The sequence below is a fragment of the Aeromonas sp. 55A genome (assembly GCF_051919665.1).
Lineage (GTDB): Bacteria > Pseudomonadota > Gammaproteobacteria > Enterobacterales > Aeromonadaceae > Aeromonas > Aeromonas veronii.
In genome coordinates this window covers 3207260-3223148 of record NZ_JBQBEH010000008.1, presented here as the reverse complement: position 1 = coordinate 3223148, position 15889 = coordinate 3207260, and the positions used below count along the sequence as shown (strand labels likewise).

Sequence of the window (15889 nt, the reverse complement as noted above, 5' to 3'; positions counted from 1 at the left end):
ATCAAATAATTATATAAATTTTCAAAACAAAAAACGGTGCCTTGCGACACCGTTTTTCATGACTTGAGTGCTGTGGCCATCACTTGGCCAAAAAGGCGCGCACCTTCTCCAGATCGGCCTGGGTATCCACCCCGACCGGCGGCGCTTCAAGGGCCTGGGCGACGTGGATCTTCTCCCCGTACCAGAGCACCCGCAGCTGCTCCAGCGCCTCGACCTGCTCCAGCACGCTCGGTGCCCAGTCGACATAACGCTGGATAAAGCCGGCGCGATAGGCGTAGATACCGATATGACGCTGGTAGTGGTCACCAATCTGCTCATGGCTCTTGGCAAAGCGATCCCGATCCCAGGGAATGCAGGCGCGACTGAAGTAGAGGGCGTAGCCATCCTTGTCAGTCACCACTTTCACTGCGTTCGGATTGAACGCCTCTTCGGCATCCTTGATCGGCACCGACAGGGTCGCCATCGGCGCCGTGGCGGCGGCCAGATTATCCGCCACCTGACGAATGATGGCGGGCGGAATGAGCGGCTCATCCCCCTGCACATTGACGATGATGGTATCGGCGGCAAAGCCGTAGTGACGGCACACCTCGGCCAGACGCTCGGTGCCGGACTGGTGATCCGGTGAGGTCATGCACACCTCGACGCCGGTGCTCTGCAGTGCCTGCTGTACCCGCTCGTCATCGGTGGCAACGATCACCCGATCGGCACCCGATTGCAGAGCTTTCTCCACCACGTGCTGCACCATGGGCTTGCCATGGATATCCGCCAGCGGCTTGCCCGGCAGACGGGTTGACGCATAGCGGGCCGGAATGACGACGACGAAACTCATGATGGCAGCTCATCGCTGTTGAGCGGACGGGCACGGTTCTCAAGCAGCACCGGGATCCCCTCCTCCAGCGGATAGGCCAGCTTGTCAAAGCGGCAGACCAGCTCATGAACTGCTTTGTTGTAGTGCAGCTTACCCTTGCAGACCGGGCAGGCGATGATGTCGAGCAACTTGATGTCCAAAGCCAAAACGATACTCCTTCAACGATGTCGCGCTGGCGGCTTTATCACGCCAGCGATGGATGTCGAGCAACCAGATATTCCGTACGGGGCGTATCAAGCCCCTGCTCCCTCACCGAGGCAAGAGAGATTAATCTTGCGCCCTGGCCGCGCCCTTCCCCTTTGTCCCCAGCTTGTGCAGCAGGGCATCGAGCAGGGAGGCGGGCAACTCGGCACTGACCGGCAGATACCACCAGTTATCGAGGGCAAACGGACGACACTTGACCGCATCCTTCTCGGTCATCAGCAGCGGCTTGCTGGCAAAGCGGCCCACCAGCTCATCCCGATCGAAGGGGTGATGATCGCCGTAGGCGGCCTGCTGATCCAGCTGATAGCCGAGCCCTTCCAGGGTGGCAAAGAAGCGGGGCGGATGACCAATCCCAGCCAACGCATCGACCGGCCCCGACAAGGGGGCAGCAAGCGGGGCATCGTCGCGCACCCGGCGCGGGGTGTCGGCGACCAGTTGCATGGGGTACTCCCCCTTGCCCGGCTCGCCGCCGTTGCAGATGATGGCGTCCACCCGTTTGAGACGAGTGACAGGCTCGCGCAACGGACCCATGGGCAGCAAGCAGGCGTTGCCGAAACGGCGCGCGCCGTCCACCACCACCAGCTCGATGTCGCGGGCCAGCGCATAGTGCTGCAGACCGTCGTCGGTGATGATGATATCCACTTCACCGCTCTGCTCCAGCAGTCGTACCGCGTCGGCCCGTTTCGGGGCAACCACCACCGGACAGCCGCAGCGCCGGGCAATCAGCACCGGCTCATCTCCGGCCTGCGCCGTGGTGCTGGTCTCATCCAGCCGATAGGGATAATGGGGCGCCTTGCCACCATAACCACGGCTCACCACCCCGGGGCGATAGCCGCGGGCTTGCAACTGCTCCACCAGCCAGACCACGACCGGCGTCTTGCCGTTGCCGCCCACCGAAATATTGCCCACCACGATCACCGGCAAGGAGGCGCGATACCCCCTGCGCCAGCCGTGACGATAGGCGTAGCGGCGGGTGCCGCTGATGATGGCAAACAGCAGGGCAAAGGGGGCCAGCAACCAGCGCCAGCCACTTTTGCGATACCAGAGCCGTTCCAGCATCAGGCCTTGCTTCCCGCGTTGCCAAACTGAATGGCGCGCAGCTGGGCATAGGTGCCGCGCTGCTCCATCAATGCTTCGTGGTTCCCGCGCTCGACGATATGGCCTTCGTCGATCACCAGGATCTCGTCCGCCTTCTCGATGGTGGAGAGACGATGGGCGATCACCAGCGAGGTACGCGCCTTGCAAAGCTCATCGATAGCCGCCTGAATGTGGCGCTCGGATTCGGTATCGAGGGCCGAAGTGGCCTCATCCAGCAGCAGAACCGGCGCATCGCGCAGCAAAGCGCGGGCGATGGCCACACGCTGGCGCTGACCACCGGAGAGGGATGCACCGTTCTCGCCAACCACAGTGTCATACCCGTTGCTCATCTTGCTGACGAACTCGTCGGCGTGAGCGATACGGGCGGCCTGCACGATCTGGTCGCGGCTGTATTTGTCTTCTGCGGCGTAGGCGATGTTGTTGGCCACCGAGTCATTGAACAGGTGAACATGCTGGGAGACCAGCGCGTACTGCTTGCGCAGCTCGCTCAACTTGTATTCGCGGATGTTGATGCCGTCCAGCAGGATCTCGCCCTGATCGATGTCGTAGAAGCGGGTCAACAGGCTGGCAATGGTACTCTTGCCAGAGCCGGAACGGCCCACCAGCGCCACCGATTTACCCGCCTCCACCTTGAAGCTGACGTTGTGCAGCGCCGGGGTGTCCTTGGTCGGGTAGGTGAAGGTGACGTTGCGAAACTCGATCTCGCCGCGAGCACGCTCCAGAGTGCGGGTGCCGATATCCTGCTCCGGCTCGCTGTCGAGCAGGCCAAACAGGCTATGGCAGGCGGTGATGGCGCGCTGGAACTGGTTGTTGACGTCGGTCAGGCTTTTCAGCGGCTTGAGCAGCATCATCATGGAGGTGATCATGACGGTAAACGTACCGGCAGTCAGCTCGCTGCGCACACTGTCGATGGTGGCTACATAGAGGAAGGCAGCCAGCGCGATGGAGGCCACCATCTGCACCACAGGACTGCCGATGGCATCGGCGGCGACCATCTTCATGGTTTGCTGGCGCATGTTGTTGCTGACCTGGAAGAAGCGTTTCTCTTCCACCTTCTGGCCACCAAACATCAGCACCTCTTTGTGCCCTTTGAGCATCTGCTCGGTGGAGGTGGTGATATCCCCTACCGCCTGCTGGATGTGACGGCTGATCTGGCGGAAACGACGGCTGATAAGGCCGATGATGACCCCCACCAGCGGGCCAACCACCAAAAAGATCACCGACAGCTGCCAGGAGTGCCAGAACATCAGGCCGAGCAGGCCGACCACGGTCGCCCCTTCCCGCACCAGGGTCACCAGCGTGGTGCTCGCCGCCGAGGATACCTGACTGGCGTCATAGGTCACCTTGGAGAGCAGATGACCGGTGTTCTGACGGTCAAAGAAGCTCATCGGCATCGCCACCATGTGATTGAACACCTGCTGTTGCAGACGCATCACGACGTGGTTGCCAACCCAGGCCATGCAGTAGTTGGAGAGAAAGTTGGCGACACCGCGCAGGGCCACGATGCCGAGGACGAAGAAAGGCATCCATTTCAAAACGGTGCTGTCGTTGCCATTGATGCCCTGATCGATCAGCGGCTTGATGGAGTAGACAAAGGTGGTATCCACGGCGGCATAGCCCAGCATCCCGATGATGCCACCGACCAGGCCCAGCTTGCGATCACGGACATAACCGAGCAGGCGTTTGAATACTGGCCAGCTCTCTTGTGAGGTTTCTTGTTGCATGAATAGCCGTTAGTAATGGAAATGACGGGCTATTCTAGCCAAAGCGCAGGCTTACACCAAGCGCCGCCACCTATATCGCATTCCTCCACGGCAGAAATGGCGGATTATTGCTCAAACCACACTCGCGGTCGCCACCACTCACCACTGCGCCGGTACCAGGGCCCCAGATCTCGCTCGGCGGTGACGCTCAAGCCCGCTGCGGTGGGTTCGACCAGCATCGCCCCTTGCTGACCGGTGATCCACTGGCGGGCATCCCGATAGCGGGCCACTACATCGGGACGGGGAAAGCCCCACTGATTCATAAAACCGGCGCTGTGGATCACCTCCTTTGCCACCACCGCCGCGACAAACGGGGGCGTGGAGGAGGTGCGACTGCCATGATGGGGGCTCACCAGCAAGGTGCTGGCCAACCCCTCCCCCTCCAGCGCCACCAGTCTCAGCTCTGCCTGCCGTTCGATATCGGCACTCAGCAATATGCTGCGCTGCCCATCGCTGATGCGCACCACGCAGCCATCGTTATTGCGCCCGCCACCGGGATGTTCTGGCCAGAGCACTGCAAACGAGAGCCCCTGCCAACGCCACTGTTGCCCACGCTGGCAGAGCGTCGTTCTCTCACTAAAAGGGTAAGAGGAGAGCTCGTAGCGCACCGGCATGGCGCTGAGCAGTCGCTTGCGATTGCCGGCATGGTCCCGATCCTTGTGGCTAATGATGAGGCGATCAATCACCCGGATCCCCAGATGGCTCAGCTGGGGCAGGATCACCGCGTCCGCCATGTTGTAGCCTCCGGGATAGCGATCGCCGGTGTCATAGAGGATGGCTCGCTCCCCCTTGCTGATCAGCACCGCCAGCCCCTGTCCCACATCCAGCACCCGCAGTTGCCAGCGGGCAGGCGTTGGCCAGAGCGCCAGCAACAGCGCACACAGACCCGGTAGCCAGAGCCAGCGTGCCGAGCGCCACTGCGCGGCGAACCAGAGCAGCAACAGCAGGGTGCAGAGTGGCAGCCACCAACCGGGCAGTGGCCACCACAGTTGCAGTTGGTCTGCCAGCCAATTCAGGATGGTCAGCACCCACCCGAGCCCCAGATCCGCCAGCCAGAACAGGCCGTAGGCAAGCGAGGTGGAGAGCGGCGCCAGCAGCACACCGATCAGGGCCAGCGGGATGATGGCGATACAAAAGAGCGGCACCGCCAACAGGTTGATCACCATGGCAAGGGGCGCGATCCCCTCGAACAACGCCAGTTGCAACGGCAGCAGACCGAGTAGCAGCCAGAGCTGGATCTGCCAGAGCCCCGGCTTGTCGTGGAGATATCCCACCAGCAGCAAGATGGCCACCGCCAGAAACGAGAGCCAGAAGCCGGCCGAATAGAGGGCGAAGGGATCCCAGAGGGTCAATACCACAAAGGCCCACAGCCAGATGCGCCAGGCCGGCCACTCTCGCCGACTCCAGCGCAACACGCTCCACACCAGCACCATGATCAGGGCCCGCTCGGTGGCCACAGCAAACCCGGCCAACGCGCTGTAGACGGCGGCAAACAGCAGGGAGGTGATGATGGCGCCACGCAGGCAAAACAACCTGCCCAGCCACCACCCGAGCACCGCCACCAGCGCAATGTGCTGCCCAGAAATGGCGATTATGTGAGTCAGGCCGCTACCGCGAAACAGCTCCCACTGGGCATCCGTGATGCCACTCTGCTCGCCAAAAGTGAGCGCCGCCAGCAAGGGAGCATGGCCAAGAGTGCGCCAACTCTCGGTCGCCGCGCCCAACCAGCGTTCACGCCACCCCACAGGTGCCTGTTGAATATCTATCACCCGACGCAGATTGCCAGTGGCGGTGATCCCCTTGCCCAGCAGCAGACGCCGCCCATCCAGCCCCGCCTCGTTGGCAAGACCGTGAGCCGGTTTCAACGAGGTCACCAGGGTGATCCGGCTGCCCACTGTCATGGCGGGTAATGCCTGATAGGCATTGACCCGGATCAGGGGCTCAGGTGTCACCGGTTGCTCGTCGAGGGTGCTCACCCGCAGCAGCAGCCGGACAAATTTATCCCCCTCGGGCTCTGCACTTTGCAGCTGTGCGGTTATCATGTGGCTCGTCTGATCGCCCAACCGCTCCAGCCAGGCCAGCCTATAGGCAAGATTGGCCTGCATCCAGAGGATGCCGAGCAGGAGAAACAGCCACCGCCAGGCACGGCAATATGCAAGGGGGATCAGCAGGGACAGCAACAGGCCCCCCCATGCGAGTGAAGGTAACCATGGCCAGAGCAGTGAGGCTTGCCCCCAGGGCAAACGACAACAGACGCAGATCCATGGAGCAAGTATTTAGCAAGGTTTCAATATGCCCAAACGACTCATTAAACGCTGGATGCCCGATCAGCAAACCCTGAAAGAACACAAGCACCTGCGGCTGTTCGGCAAACTGCTGCTCGATGCCAACCTCTGGCACCTCAACCGCCGCTCGGCTGCCGGGGCATTTGCGGTGGGCCTCTTCATGGCCTGGGTGCCGCTCCCCTGCCAGATGCTGCTGGCTGCCGGTGGCGCCATCCTGTGCCGGGTCAATCTGCCGCTCTCGGTGGCGCTGGTCTGGCTCTCCAACCCCTTTACCATGCCGCCCCTGCTCTATGGCGCCTATCTGGTGGGTTGCCAGTTGCTGGGACATTCGGCGCAGCAGATCGAGATTGAATTCACCTGGGAGTGGCTGGTCTCGGTACTGGGCACAGTGGCACCGCCGCTGTTGCTGGGCTCGCTGATCTTGGCCCTGCTCAGTTCCCTTATCGGCTACACCCTGATCCGCACCTTCTGGCGGATCAGCACGGTGCGCCAGTGGCAAAAACGCAAGATGGCCCGCCCATGCTGAGTCGCTGGTTTGCCCGTTTCAAGCTCGATCCCGATACCCTGCGCCAGCAGAAGTGGTTTGCCCTGTTTGGTGAGCGACTGCTTGCCCCTGCCCTCTGGCAAGGGGGCACCCGCGCCCTGAGCGGCGCGGTGGCGGCCGGGATCTTCGCCTGCTGGTTCCCAATCCCGATGCACTCGCTCATCGCAGTCGGTCTGGCGCTGGCATTCAGCCTCAACCTGCCGCTGGCACTGCTGGCGGTCTGGTTCAACAATCCGCTGACCCTGCCGTTCATGTATCTCTACGCCTATCGCACCGGTTGTCTGGTACTGCACAAAACGCCGGAGCCTTTCCACCTCAGCTGGACCCTGCACTGGCTGGAGCAGGAGGCGGCCACCCTGGTGCCTCCCTTCCTGCTCGGCAGCCTGCTGCTGGCGGTACTCACCGCCCTGAGCGGCGGCGCCCTGACCGCGCTGCTGCTGCAACTGCGCAAATGGTGGCAAGGTACCCGCCACCACTGAGCCGCCCTTACCCTTGTTTGGCGATCAGCCGTTGACGATCAAAAAAGCCCGTCACCAAGGTGACGGGCTTTTTCATGGCATAGTGCCAGAGCACAAGGCAATGCGATTACAGCACCTTGGCGATCGCCTCGCACAGGGGATCTATATTGGCGCGGGTAATACCGGCTACGCTGATCCGGCCTGAGCCGACGATGTAGATGGCAAATTCGCTCTTGAGGCGCTCCACCTGATCCTTGGTGAGACCGGAGAAGGAGAACATGCCGTTCTGCTCGCGGATAAAGCTGAAATCCTGCCTCACGCCGAGGGCAGCCAGCTTCTCGACCAGCAGCTCGCGCATCTCGCGAATACGCACCCGCATGGCAGCCACTTCTTCGACCCACTCGGCATAGAGAGCCGGATCGCTCACCACGGCGGTGACCACAGCGGCGCCGTGTGACGGCGGGTTGGAGTAGTTGGCACGAATGACGGTCTTGACCTGGGTGAAGGCCACATCGGCGATCTCTTTGGTCGCGCTGACCAGCGTGAAGGCGCCGACCCGCTCGTTGTAGAGGCCGAAGTTCTTGGAGAAAGAGCTCGCCACCAGCAGCTCGTCATGGCACTCGGCGAAGATGCGCAGGCCTTCGGCATCCTCTTCGATACCACGGGCAAAACCCTGATAGGCGAAGTCAAACAGCGGCAACCAGCCGGCGGCAGCACTCTGCTTGGCCAGCGCGCGCCACTGATCGCTAGTGGGGTCGATACCGGTCGGGTTGTGGCAGCAGCCGTGCAGCAGCACCAGCTCACCCGGCTGCACTTCGGCCAGCGAGGCCTGCATGGCAGCAAAGTCGAGCCCCTTGGTGGCGGCGTCGTAGTACTTGTACCACTTGACGGTCAGGCCCGCGGCCTGGAACACGCTGACGTGGTTGGCCCAGGTGGGATCGGAGATCCAGATTGTCTTGGCCAGACCGTTGCGCACCACGAATTCGGCCGCGATACGCAGGGCCCCGGTACCGCCCGGCGCTTGCGCGGTCTTGGCGCGGCCACTGGCAACCAGCGCAGAGTGCTGCCCGAACAGCAGTTGCTGTACGATGCGGCCATATTCGATATTGCCTTCAATACCGAGGTAGTTCTTGGTCTTCTCGTCGGTCAGCAGCTTCTGCTCGGCTTTCTTGACGCAGTGAAGAATGGGGGTGGCACCGGACTCGTCCTTGTAGATCCCTACGCCCAGATTGATCTTGTGGCTGCGAGAGTCAGCGCGGAAGGCTTCGGTCAGGCCCAGGATCGGATCCGCTGGGGCGGCAACAACCTTTTCAAACATGGTATTCCCTGTATTCCGTTGAGTTCGTTGGGTGGCAAAGCGGCTTGATAAACAAAAGCGCTCATCTGGCGAGCGCTTCGTCAACTCTTTATATCACCGCGTTCAATGGGGGAAAACCGCTTTTTGGCTCGCTTTCAGGCCAATTTCAACCAACGGCATGCCACGCTGGCGCCAGCGCACACACCTCGGCCGACAAGCCACAATTGGACTCAACCAAACCGCTACAAACTGCTAACAATGGCTTGGGGATCCGGCTCGGTTCCCAGGGCCGAGCTTCAGTCAAAGGTTGGGCATACGCGCTGAGGATGGGGGCCAGATCACGAGGCAGCCACCAGCTGGCCGGACGACCCAAGCGCTGGGCCAGTGCCTGCAGCCGATCCACCCCGGCAGGGTCGAGGGCGGTGAGATGACTCCACAGCACATTGGGGGGCAAGGCGGCCACCACCTGCTGCAAGGCAAGGGGAGCCGATGGGGGTGCCCACACCAGCAAGGTGCCGGGTTCAAGAGGCAGCTCGGCAAAGGCGCCGACGCTGTCTGTGGTGATCACCCGCTCGATGCTCCCCTCCCCCCACAGGATCTTGCCAAGACCCGCCAGGGTGCGCTCGGGCAGCGCCACCTCCCCCAGCGCCTGCAACCAGGGGGCTGCGTCGATCAGGGTGCCGCCGCTGAAAAAGAGGCTGAACGGCTGGGCGGCGCGCAAGCGCAACAGCTGATCGGCACAGAGCCGGATCCCCTTGTCCTCGAAATCGATCTGCTCGTTGGGGGTGAAGTTCACTTCGCTCTTGCGATAGAGCGCCGCCAGCACCCGTTCGTTGACCTGCTCCCCCAATTGCCAGCCCTGAGCATGCAACCACTCCTCGGGCTCGGGGGGAGCGGTGGCGATCTCGGCCAGCATCAGCTCGCGGGTGAGATAGCGCCGCCCGGCCGGGGTGAGCTCATAGCTGTGGTTGCCGTGGGCAAGCAGCAGCTGGTTATCCTTGAGCAGGCCCACCAGCGGTTGCCACTGACGGCCACGGATCACCACAGGTGAGTGGCTCAGCAACTGCTGCGCCAGCGCCCGCCACTCGGGGTGACTAAAGTCGATCAATTACAATCCATCCCTGTCAGTGCTCAATCGGATAAACAGCCTGAAAAGGTACCGTTACAGGCCGATGACGCCAAGCCTCCCGCGCCAATTACGTGACCTCGCTCCCTGCAATCTGCTCCAAACAGAAGAGCCCACAGTGGGGTGGGCTCTTTCTTGGATAACACTCGACGCTTATTCGACGTTGAGGCGCAGTTCGGCGTCGTGCCAACCCAGTGGCAGGGTCAACAGCTGATCGATCAGCTCACGGCGATCGGATTTCTCCAGATATGCAAGATAGAGCGGACGGCTCAGCGGCTGGCCCCCCTCCACCAGATGGAGCGCCCCCTTCTCGAGGAAGGGGCTGACCATGCGCCGTGGCAGGTAGGCCGCACCACCGTTGGCCAGCACGAACTGCAACGCCATGCTAGCGGAGCTGGAGTGCAGCACCGGGGTCTTTTGCAGGCTCTGCAAGCGGCTGGGTTGCGGCTCGAAGCTGGTGCCCCAGTCGAGGTGGATGTGCGGCATCTGCATCAGGTTGTCGGCATTGGCGGCCGGATCCCGACTCACCAGCTCGAACACCAGCTCACCGATGGGATGCAGGGCAATCTCGTCGATCTTGGTGGGCTCGGAGAGCAGGGCCAGATCGAGGGAGCGCTCCAGCAGCTGACGGCAGAGGTGCTCGCGGGAGGCTGTTTCCAGCCGCACCGCCAAACCGGGCGCCAGTGCATAGATGTGATTGAGCCAGTCGTTGAAATCGAGCTCCCAGAACACCGCGGGCGCGCCGATGGCCAATTGCTGGCTGAATCCCGGCGAGAGCGCCACATCCTGCTTGGCACGACCAAGGGTATGCAAGATGGCGTCTGCATAGGGCAGCAGACGCTCACCGGAGGCGGTCAGGCGGATGTTGTTGCGATGACGGGCAAACAAACTGACACCCAGTTGCTGCTCTAGCTGGCGGATCCGGAAACTCACCGCCGACTGGGTCAGGTAGAGATTTTCAGCAGCCCGGCCAAAATGCCGGGTCTTGCTCACCTCGATAAAGGTCCGAAGCAGCTCGGTATCCATTAATCGATGGACTCGTCACTGCTACCGCCGCTGCCACCACCGACATCAAAGCTGCCGCCACCGCTGCTCTCTTCGCTGGCGCCGCCAACGACGGTGCAGAGGCGATGAACGCGCTTGGGACCGATCACCTTGAGGTACTTGAACCACACCTTGGCATGGGGGTTGGCACCGGCTTCGCCGGATTTGACCTGCTCGACGAAGGCGGACTCGACATCGTCACGGGGTGCAAGGTTGCCCTGGTAGAGTGCCAGCATGGCGGTACCATACTTTTCCAGACTGTCCGCTTCGGCCACAGTGAATTCGCCACTGCGACGCAGGCCACGGGGAAAATGTTTGAAGTCGTTGAAACGCTTGTCTGATTCGAAGCTCATAGTGCTCTTTTTTCTGGTTAGTTTGACCTTTGCGGGCAAGTATCATCAGGCCATCGCTGAGTGCAAAATCAATTTTCTCACTATGTTAATAAATATCTTTTATCGAAGTCACTTTGCCCCATCGCTGGCGCCGATTTTGTGGCATAACACACAAAAAACGTTGATAAATAATAAACTTATGTAAACGTACAGCCAATTTGCACGTCACTTTTGGGACTGCACAGGCAAAAATAAAGCGCCATACGGCGCTTTATTTATCACATCAGGTGAACCAGCTGAACCTTTGGTTCAAACATGCTTACTCAATCATGGCCGGTTGGGCCAGGTTGTCGGCACGCCACAGACGGTAGCGCACTTCATACTCCTGCGGCACGTAAATCACGAACGGCAGTTTTGAGTTGTAGTTCACGAAGAAGCCCTGACCGTAGATCTGGACGAAGGTCTCTTTCTGCTGGTTATCCGGGCACATCATCAGGGTGCTGATGGGGTCAGAGACTTTGCCCAGTTTCAGGTAGTTGTAGCCCCAGCCTTTGACGCTGTGCTGTTCCAGGTTGCCTGCAAAACGCGGTACGTTGCAATCAACCATCATCTTTTTGCCGACCTGCAGCTCGACCATCATGTCGGCTTCTTTCTCGACTTCAGGCAGGCGGATCACCACACGTTCCTGATTCACGTCAGCGGCTGGGAACATGCTGATATCAAATTTTTTCGGCTCGGCGGCGAAGGCATGGCCACCCAGCAACAAGGCGCCCAGCAGGCTAAAACGCAATACGGTTTTCATCTGTACCTCATGGGGTTGGTTCAACGCCGCTAGACTAACCGCTCTGCCGATTTCATGCCAGCGATCTGCTACGTAAAAACTGCGTAAAATGATGCAGATCCGGCACACCATGACGTGATCTGGCTATTTTCTGACAGGGCGCACACTCCCGTTGCAAGAGCCTGAAACAAAAAGCGAGGCCAATTGGCCTCGCTTTGCATTCAAATGGCGCCAGAGTGCTATTTGGCCGCCTCTTGATGGGCCTTGATGACGGCCACCGCCTTGTCAGGGAAGTCACTGAACACCCCATCCACATCAGCCTGATAGAGGAAGATATTAAGGAGATCGGTGAAGTCCTTGGCATAGGCCGGGATCTGCCCCTCATCCTGACGGAAAGTATAGGGGTGAACTTTCAGGCCCGCCGCATGGGCTTCTTTTACCATGCCGGTGAAGACCGGCTTGCCCAAAGTGCCCGGCTCGGTGACGATCATCGGCTTCCACGGGCCAATCCCTTCGGCATAGCTGGCGATGGTTTTCATCGCCCCCGGCTTGAACATCCAGTCATAGTTGTAGGGGGTCGCCTTGCCCTTGGCGTCGTAGACCATGGTCTCGTTCCAGTCGGTCTCGGCCATCAGCTGCACCAGTTTCAGATCCATACCCATGGCGGGCATCAGTTCGCTGTTGATGCGCTTGAGTTCATCGGCATCGAAGCACTGCAGATAGACCTTGTCATCCTTCCCGGTATAGCCGTACTCCTTGAGCACCTTCAGCACCGCCTTGGAGATATCCTTGCCTTCGTGACGGAACAGCCAGGGCGCTTTGATCTCCGGGTAGATGCCGATGTTCTTGCCGGTGCTCTTGTTGAGCCCCTGGATCATCTCGATCTCCTCCTGGAAGGTGTGGATCTTGAAGTCTGACTTCCAGAGCGGGAAGCGGGCCGGATAGACCGGCACCTGCTTGCCATCCACCAGCTGGAATGGCTCGGTCATACGCAGGGAACGCACCTCATCCAGAGTGAAATCCACCACATAGTAACGACCGTCCGGACGGACACGACCGGGGAAGCGCGCCGCCACATCGGTGATGCCATCGAGGAAGTGATCGTGCATCACCACCAGCTGGTCATCCTTGGTCATCACCAGATCCTGCTCCAGATAATCGGCCCCCATGCCATATGCCAGCGCCTTGGACTCCAGGGTATGCTCGGGCAGGTAGCCGGAAGCGCCACGGTGGGCGATAACCACCTTGCCTTCATCGGCAGCCAACACGGGTAATGAGAGGGAGGCCCCAAGGCTCAAGGCGATGAGGGAAACGGCGAGTTTTTTCATATGTGATGCTCTTTATTATTGTGTGTAGGTAATTGTTCTATCAGAGGTTTGTTTCATATTTACGGTGGGCAGCAGCGCACTGCCCACCGTCACTCATCAGCTCGCCTTGCGCAGAGCCTGATGGTATTGGTCGAGCCAGATCTGCAGCATTTGCTGCTCTGACTCGTTCAGGCGCAGCCCCAGCTTGCTGCGGCGCCAGAGGATATCGTCCAGTGAACAGGCCCACTCCCGCTCGATGAGATAACGCACTTCCGACTCGTACAGGCCGCCACCGAAGTGAATGCCGCGATCCTCTTTCAGCCAGAGACGGGCATGGGCACCATAGGCCTCGGCAATGCGCAGGGCGCTGCGATCATCGAGCCAGTCAAACTCCAGCGCAAAGGCGCGGGCCAGCTCGCGTACCGAGCAGTCAAACTCGCCGCCGGGCAGACGGCTGGTCGCCGTCCAGTCATCCCCCATCTGGCTGAACCAGGGCTTGAGCTTGTTGCAGGCGGCCTGTGCCAGCTTGCGATAGGTGGTGAGCTTTCCGCCAAACACCGACAAGAGCGGCGCACCGTCAGACTCGCCAGAGAGCTCGAGGGTGTAGTCGCGGGTCACCGCCTGCGGCGAGTCTGACTCGTCGTCACAGAGCGGGCGCACCCCGGCATAGGTCCAGATCACATCTTTCGGCGCAATTTGGCGAGTGAAGTGGGCGTTGACCACCTTGCACAGGTAGGTAATTTCGGCCTCGCTGATCTTCGCTTCCCGCGGACTGCCGTGGTGCTCCACATCCGTGGTGCCGATGAGGGAGTAGTCCTGCTGATAAGGGATGACGAAGACGATGCGGTTGTCTTCGTTTTGCAGGATATAGGCCTCTTCGCGCTCATGGATGCGCGGCACTATCATGTGGCTGCCTTTAATAAGGCGAATGCCGCGGGGGGATTTCTCGTGCAGGCTCTCGTCATAGAAGGTCTTGACCCAGGGGCCCGCCGCATTGACCAGACCACGGCAGGTGACGGTGAACTGCTCGCCCCCTTCCCGCTCCAAAGTGAGCGTCCAGTGTTTGGATCCGCGCACCGCCTTGATGCAACGGGTGCGGGTCTGCACGTCGGCCCCCTTGTCACGGGCCATCATGGCGTTAAGCACAACCAGCCGGGCATCGTCGACCCAGGCATCCGAGTATTCAAACCCCTTGTTGATCCCTGCGGTCAAACCATCTTGCGGCAGGAAGCGCACGCCACAGCTCCCCTTTAGCTTGTCGCGCTTGGCCAGATTGTCATAGAGGAACAGACCGGCGCGGATCATCCAGGCCGGACGCAGGTGCGGGCGGTGCGGCAGGCGAAAACGCATGGGACGGGCGATGTGAGGCGCCATACCGAGCAGCACCTCACGCTCCGCCAACGCCTCTTTCACCAGCCGGAATTCGTAATGCTCGAGATAGCGCAAACCGCCGTGGATCAGCTTGCTGGAGTTGGACGAGGTGGCAGAGGCGAGATCTTGCGCCTCAAACAGGGCAACCTTCAGACCCCGTCCTGCCGCATCGGCTGCGATGCCGACCCCGTTGATGCCGCCACCGACGACGACCAGATCATAATGTTCGCTCATGTTCACCTACTTTCATTTTTATGATTGCTATAACAGCAATGTTTGATTTCGCTCATTTTAGAACATGAAAATACAACAAACGAACATTTTATGGCGAAAGTGTGATCGCCACAGCCCGCCAGAGGTGGCAAAAGTGATACGGCAAGTGACCGAATGGCGTCGGGCCAAAACCGGCGGGTTAATAGCCAAAAAAACCTGATTGAATAGTGGTTTTGGCAATACCCATAAAGGGGTGAGATGAGTGCGGGACTGGGGGAGAGAAAGAGAAAGGAGGCCGCCCTGACGGGCGACCGGCACAGCCTTGGCGTGTTTCGCCGTCAGCAGATGTGGCAGGCGATCTGGTGTTGCGCCATCAATCGCGCCAGCTTTTCCGGTGGCTCCTGATCGGTAAAGAGGGCGTGGATCTGGCTGAGATTGCCCAGATTGACCATGGCATTGCGACCAAACTTGGTGTGGTCGGCGGCCAGGAACACCTGACGGGAGTGGGCGATGATGGCCTGGGCGATCTTCACCTCGTGATAGTCGAAATCGAGCAGGGAGCCGTCGTTGTCGATCCCCGAAATCCCGATGACGCCATAGTCCATGCGAAACTGGCCGATAAAGTCGCGGGTCGCCTCCCCCACGATGCCGCCATCGCGGTTGCGGATCTCGCCGCCGGCAATGATGACGGTGAAGTCATCCTTGGCCGTCAGAATGCTGGCCACGTTGAGGTTGTTGGTGACGATGCGCAGCTCGCGGTGATCGAGCAGGGCGCGGGCAATAGCTTCGGTGGTGGTACCGATGTCGATAAAGAGCGATGAGCCGTCGGGAATATTGGCAGCGACCTCGCGGGCGATGCGCTCTTTCTCCTTGAGTTGCATCACTTTACGGGCGCTGTAGGCGGTATTGACGGTACTCGAATGCAGGGAGGCACCGCCATGATGGCGCCGGATCTTGTTCTGTTCGGCGAGATCGTTCAGATCCCGGCGAATGGTCTGGGGGCTGACGTCAAAGTGGGTCACCAGATCGTCGGTCGAGACAAATCCCTGCCGCGTCAGGACGTCCAGGATCTCCAGATGTCGTTGGGTTTGCTTCACGCTTGCACTCCGATGATGAGACAAAAAAAGGCCCCGGCAGATGCGGGGCCTTTTGGCAGTTTACCTGATCCCCTTTGGGATCAATAAGCTGAGGATCACGT

The 15889-nt window shown here is 60.3% G+C and carries 14 protein-coding genes and 1 pseudogene; 2 read left to right on the top strand and 13 right to left on the bottom strand.

The window, feature by feature from the left end; translation table 11 throughout:
* Positions 1 to 79: 79 nt before the first annotated feature.
* The 5 genes and pseudogenes from kdsB to ACTG2G_RS18925 all read right to left on the bottom strand — a co-directional run bounded on the left by kdsB (position 80) and on the right by ACTG2G_RS18925 (position 6198).
* The gene (gene kdsB, locus ACTG2G_RS18945) at positions 80 to 829 is read right to left on the bottom strand and encodes a 3-deoxy-manno-octulosonate cytidylyltransferase (RefSeq protein WP_421171909.1); all 750 of its coding nucleotides are present in this window, start codon (positions 827 to 829) and stop codon (positions 80 to 82) included.
* Positions 826 to 1014: a Trm112 family protein gene (locus tag ACTG2G_RS18940; protein ID WP_005347033.1), complete on the bottom strand. Its 189-nt coding sequence runs from the start codon at positions 1012 to 1014 to the stop codon at positions 826 to 828. Before ACTG2G_RS18940 ends, kdsB begins: the two co-directional genes overlap by 4 nt.
* Positions 1015 to 1135: 121 nt before the next feature.
* A complete protein-coding gene (gene lpxK / locus ACTG2G_RS18935) occupies positions 1136 to 2131 on the bottom strand; it encodes a tetraacyldisaccharide 4'-kinase (protein ID WP_421171908.1) in 996 nt (331 codons plus the stop codon).
* Positions 2131 to 3894 (bottom strand): lipid A ABC transporter ATP-binding protein/permease MsbA, encoded by a 1764-nt coding sequence (msbA, locus tag ACTG2G_RS18930; protein ID WP_429067301.1) that lies wholly within the window; start codon positions 3892 to 3894, stop codon positions 2131 to 2133. Before msbA ends, lpxK begins: the two co-directional genes overlap by 1 nt.
* A gap of 104 nt (positions 3895 to 3998) precedes the next feature.
* Positions 3999 to 6198: pseudogene (locus ACTG2G_RS18925) on the bottom strand (DNA internalization-related competence protein ComEC/Rec2).
* Positions 6199 to 6225: 27 nt separating this feature from the next.
* Between ACTG2G_RS18925 and ACTG2G_RS18920 the strand changes: the two are divergent.
* Both ACTG2G_RS18920 and ACTG2G_RS18915 read left to right on the top strand, forming a co-directional pair.
* Positions 6226 to 6744 carry a DUF2062 domain-containing protein gene (locus tag ACTG2G_RS18920; protein ID WP_005350890.1) on the top strand — a complete coding sequence of 173 codons (519 nt, stop codon included), beginning with the start codon at positions 6226 to 6228 and terminating at the stop codon, positions 6742 to 6744.
* Complete coding sequence (locus ACTG2G_RS18915; RefSeq protein WP_421324317.1) at positions 6738 to 7241, top strand: DUF2062 domain-containing protein; 504 nt, start codon at positions 6738 to 6740, stop codon at positions 7239 to 7241. The genes ACTG2G_RS18920 and ACTG2G_RS18915 overlap by 7 nt, the downstream gene beginning before the upstream one ends.
* Before the next feature lie 106 nt (positions 7242 to 7347).
* Here ACTG2G_RS18915 and ACTG2G_RS18910 read toward each other — a convergent pair whose 3' ends face one another.
* The 8 genes from ACTG2G_RS18910 to ACTG2G_RS18875 form a co-directional block, all read right to left on the bottom strand.
* Complete coding sequence (locus ACTG2G_RS18910) at positions 7348 to 8538, bottom strand: amino acid aminotransferase (RefSeq protein WP_439985750.1); 1191 nt, start codon at positions 8536 to 8538, stop codon at positions 7348 to 7350.
* Positions 8539 to 8683: 145 nt separating this feature from the next.
* Positions 8684 to 9625 (bottom strand): hypothetical protein, encoded by a 942-nt coding sequence (locus ACTG2G_RS18905; RefSeq protein WP_421324313.1) that lies wholly within the window; start codon positions 9623 to 9625, stop codon positions 8684 to 8686.
* A gap of 171 nt (positions 9626 to 9796) precedes the next feature.
* Positions 9797 to 10669 carry an HTH-type transcriptional regulator HdfR gene (gene hdfR, locus ACTG2G_RS18900; protein WP_005337525.1) on the bottom strand — a complete coding sequence of 291 codons (873 nt, stop codon included), beginning with the start codon at positions 10667 to 10669 and terminating at the stop codon, positions 9797 to 9799.
* Entirely contained in the window at positions 10669 to 11040 is a 372-nt protein-coding gene (locus ACTG2G_RS18895; RefSeq protein WP_421171905.1) for a DUF413 domain-containing protein, read from the bottom strand. The genes hdfR and ACTG2G_RS18895 overlap by 1 nt, the downstream gene beginning before the upstream one ends.
* Positions 11041 to 11338: 298 nt before the next feature.
* A complete protein-coding gene (gene eco / locus ACTG2G_RS18890; RefSeq protein ID WP_005337529.1) occupies positions 11339 to 11821 on the bottom strand; it encodes a serine protease inhibitor ecotin in 483 nt (160 codons plus the stop codon).
* Positions 11822 to 12039: 218 nt separating this feature from the next.
* On the bottom strand, positions 12040 to 13128 hold the full coding sequence (gene glpQ, locus ACTG2G_RS18885) for a glycerophosphodiester phosphodiesterase (protein WP_439985749.1): 1089 nt from the start codon (positions 13126 to 13128) through the stop codon (positions 12040 to 12042).
* A gap of 96 nt (positions 13129 to 13224) precedes the next feature.
* Positions 13225 to 14712: a glycerol-3-phosphate dehydrogenase gene (gene glpD, locus ACTG2G_RS18880; RefSeq protein ID WP_005350869.1), complete on the bottom strand. Its 1488-nt coding sequence runs from the start codon at positions 14710 to 14712 to the stop codon at positions 13225 to 13227.
* A 317-nt stretch (positions 14713 to 15029) separates the two neighbouring features.
* Positions 15030 to 15788 carry a DeoR/GlpR family transcriptional regulator gene (locus ACTG2G_RS18875; RefSeq protein ID WP_005337538.1) on the bottom strand — a complete coding sequence of 253 codons (759 nt, stop codon included), beginning with the start codon at positions 15786 to 15788 and terminating at the stop codon, positions 15030 to 15032.
* Between the last annotated feature and the right edge of the window lie 101 nt (positions 15789 to 15889).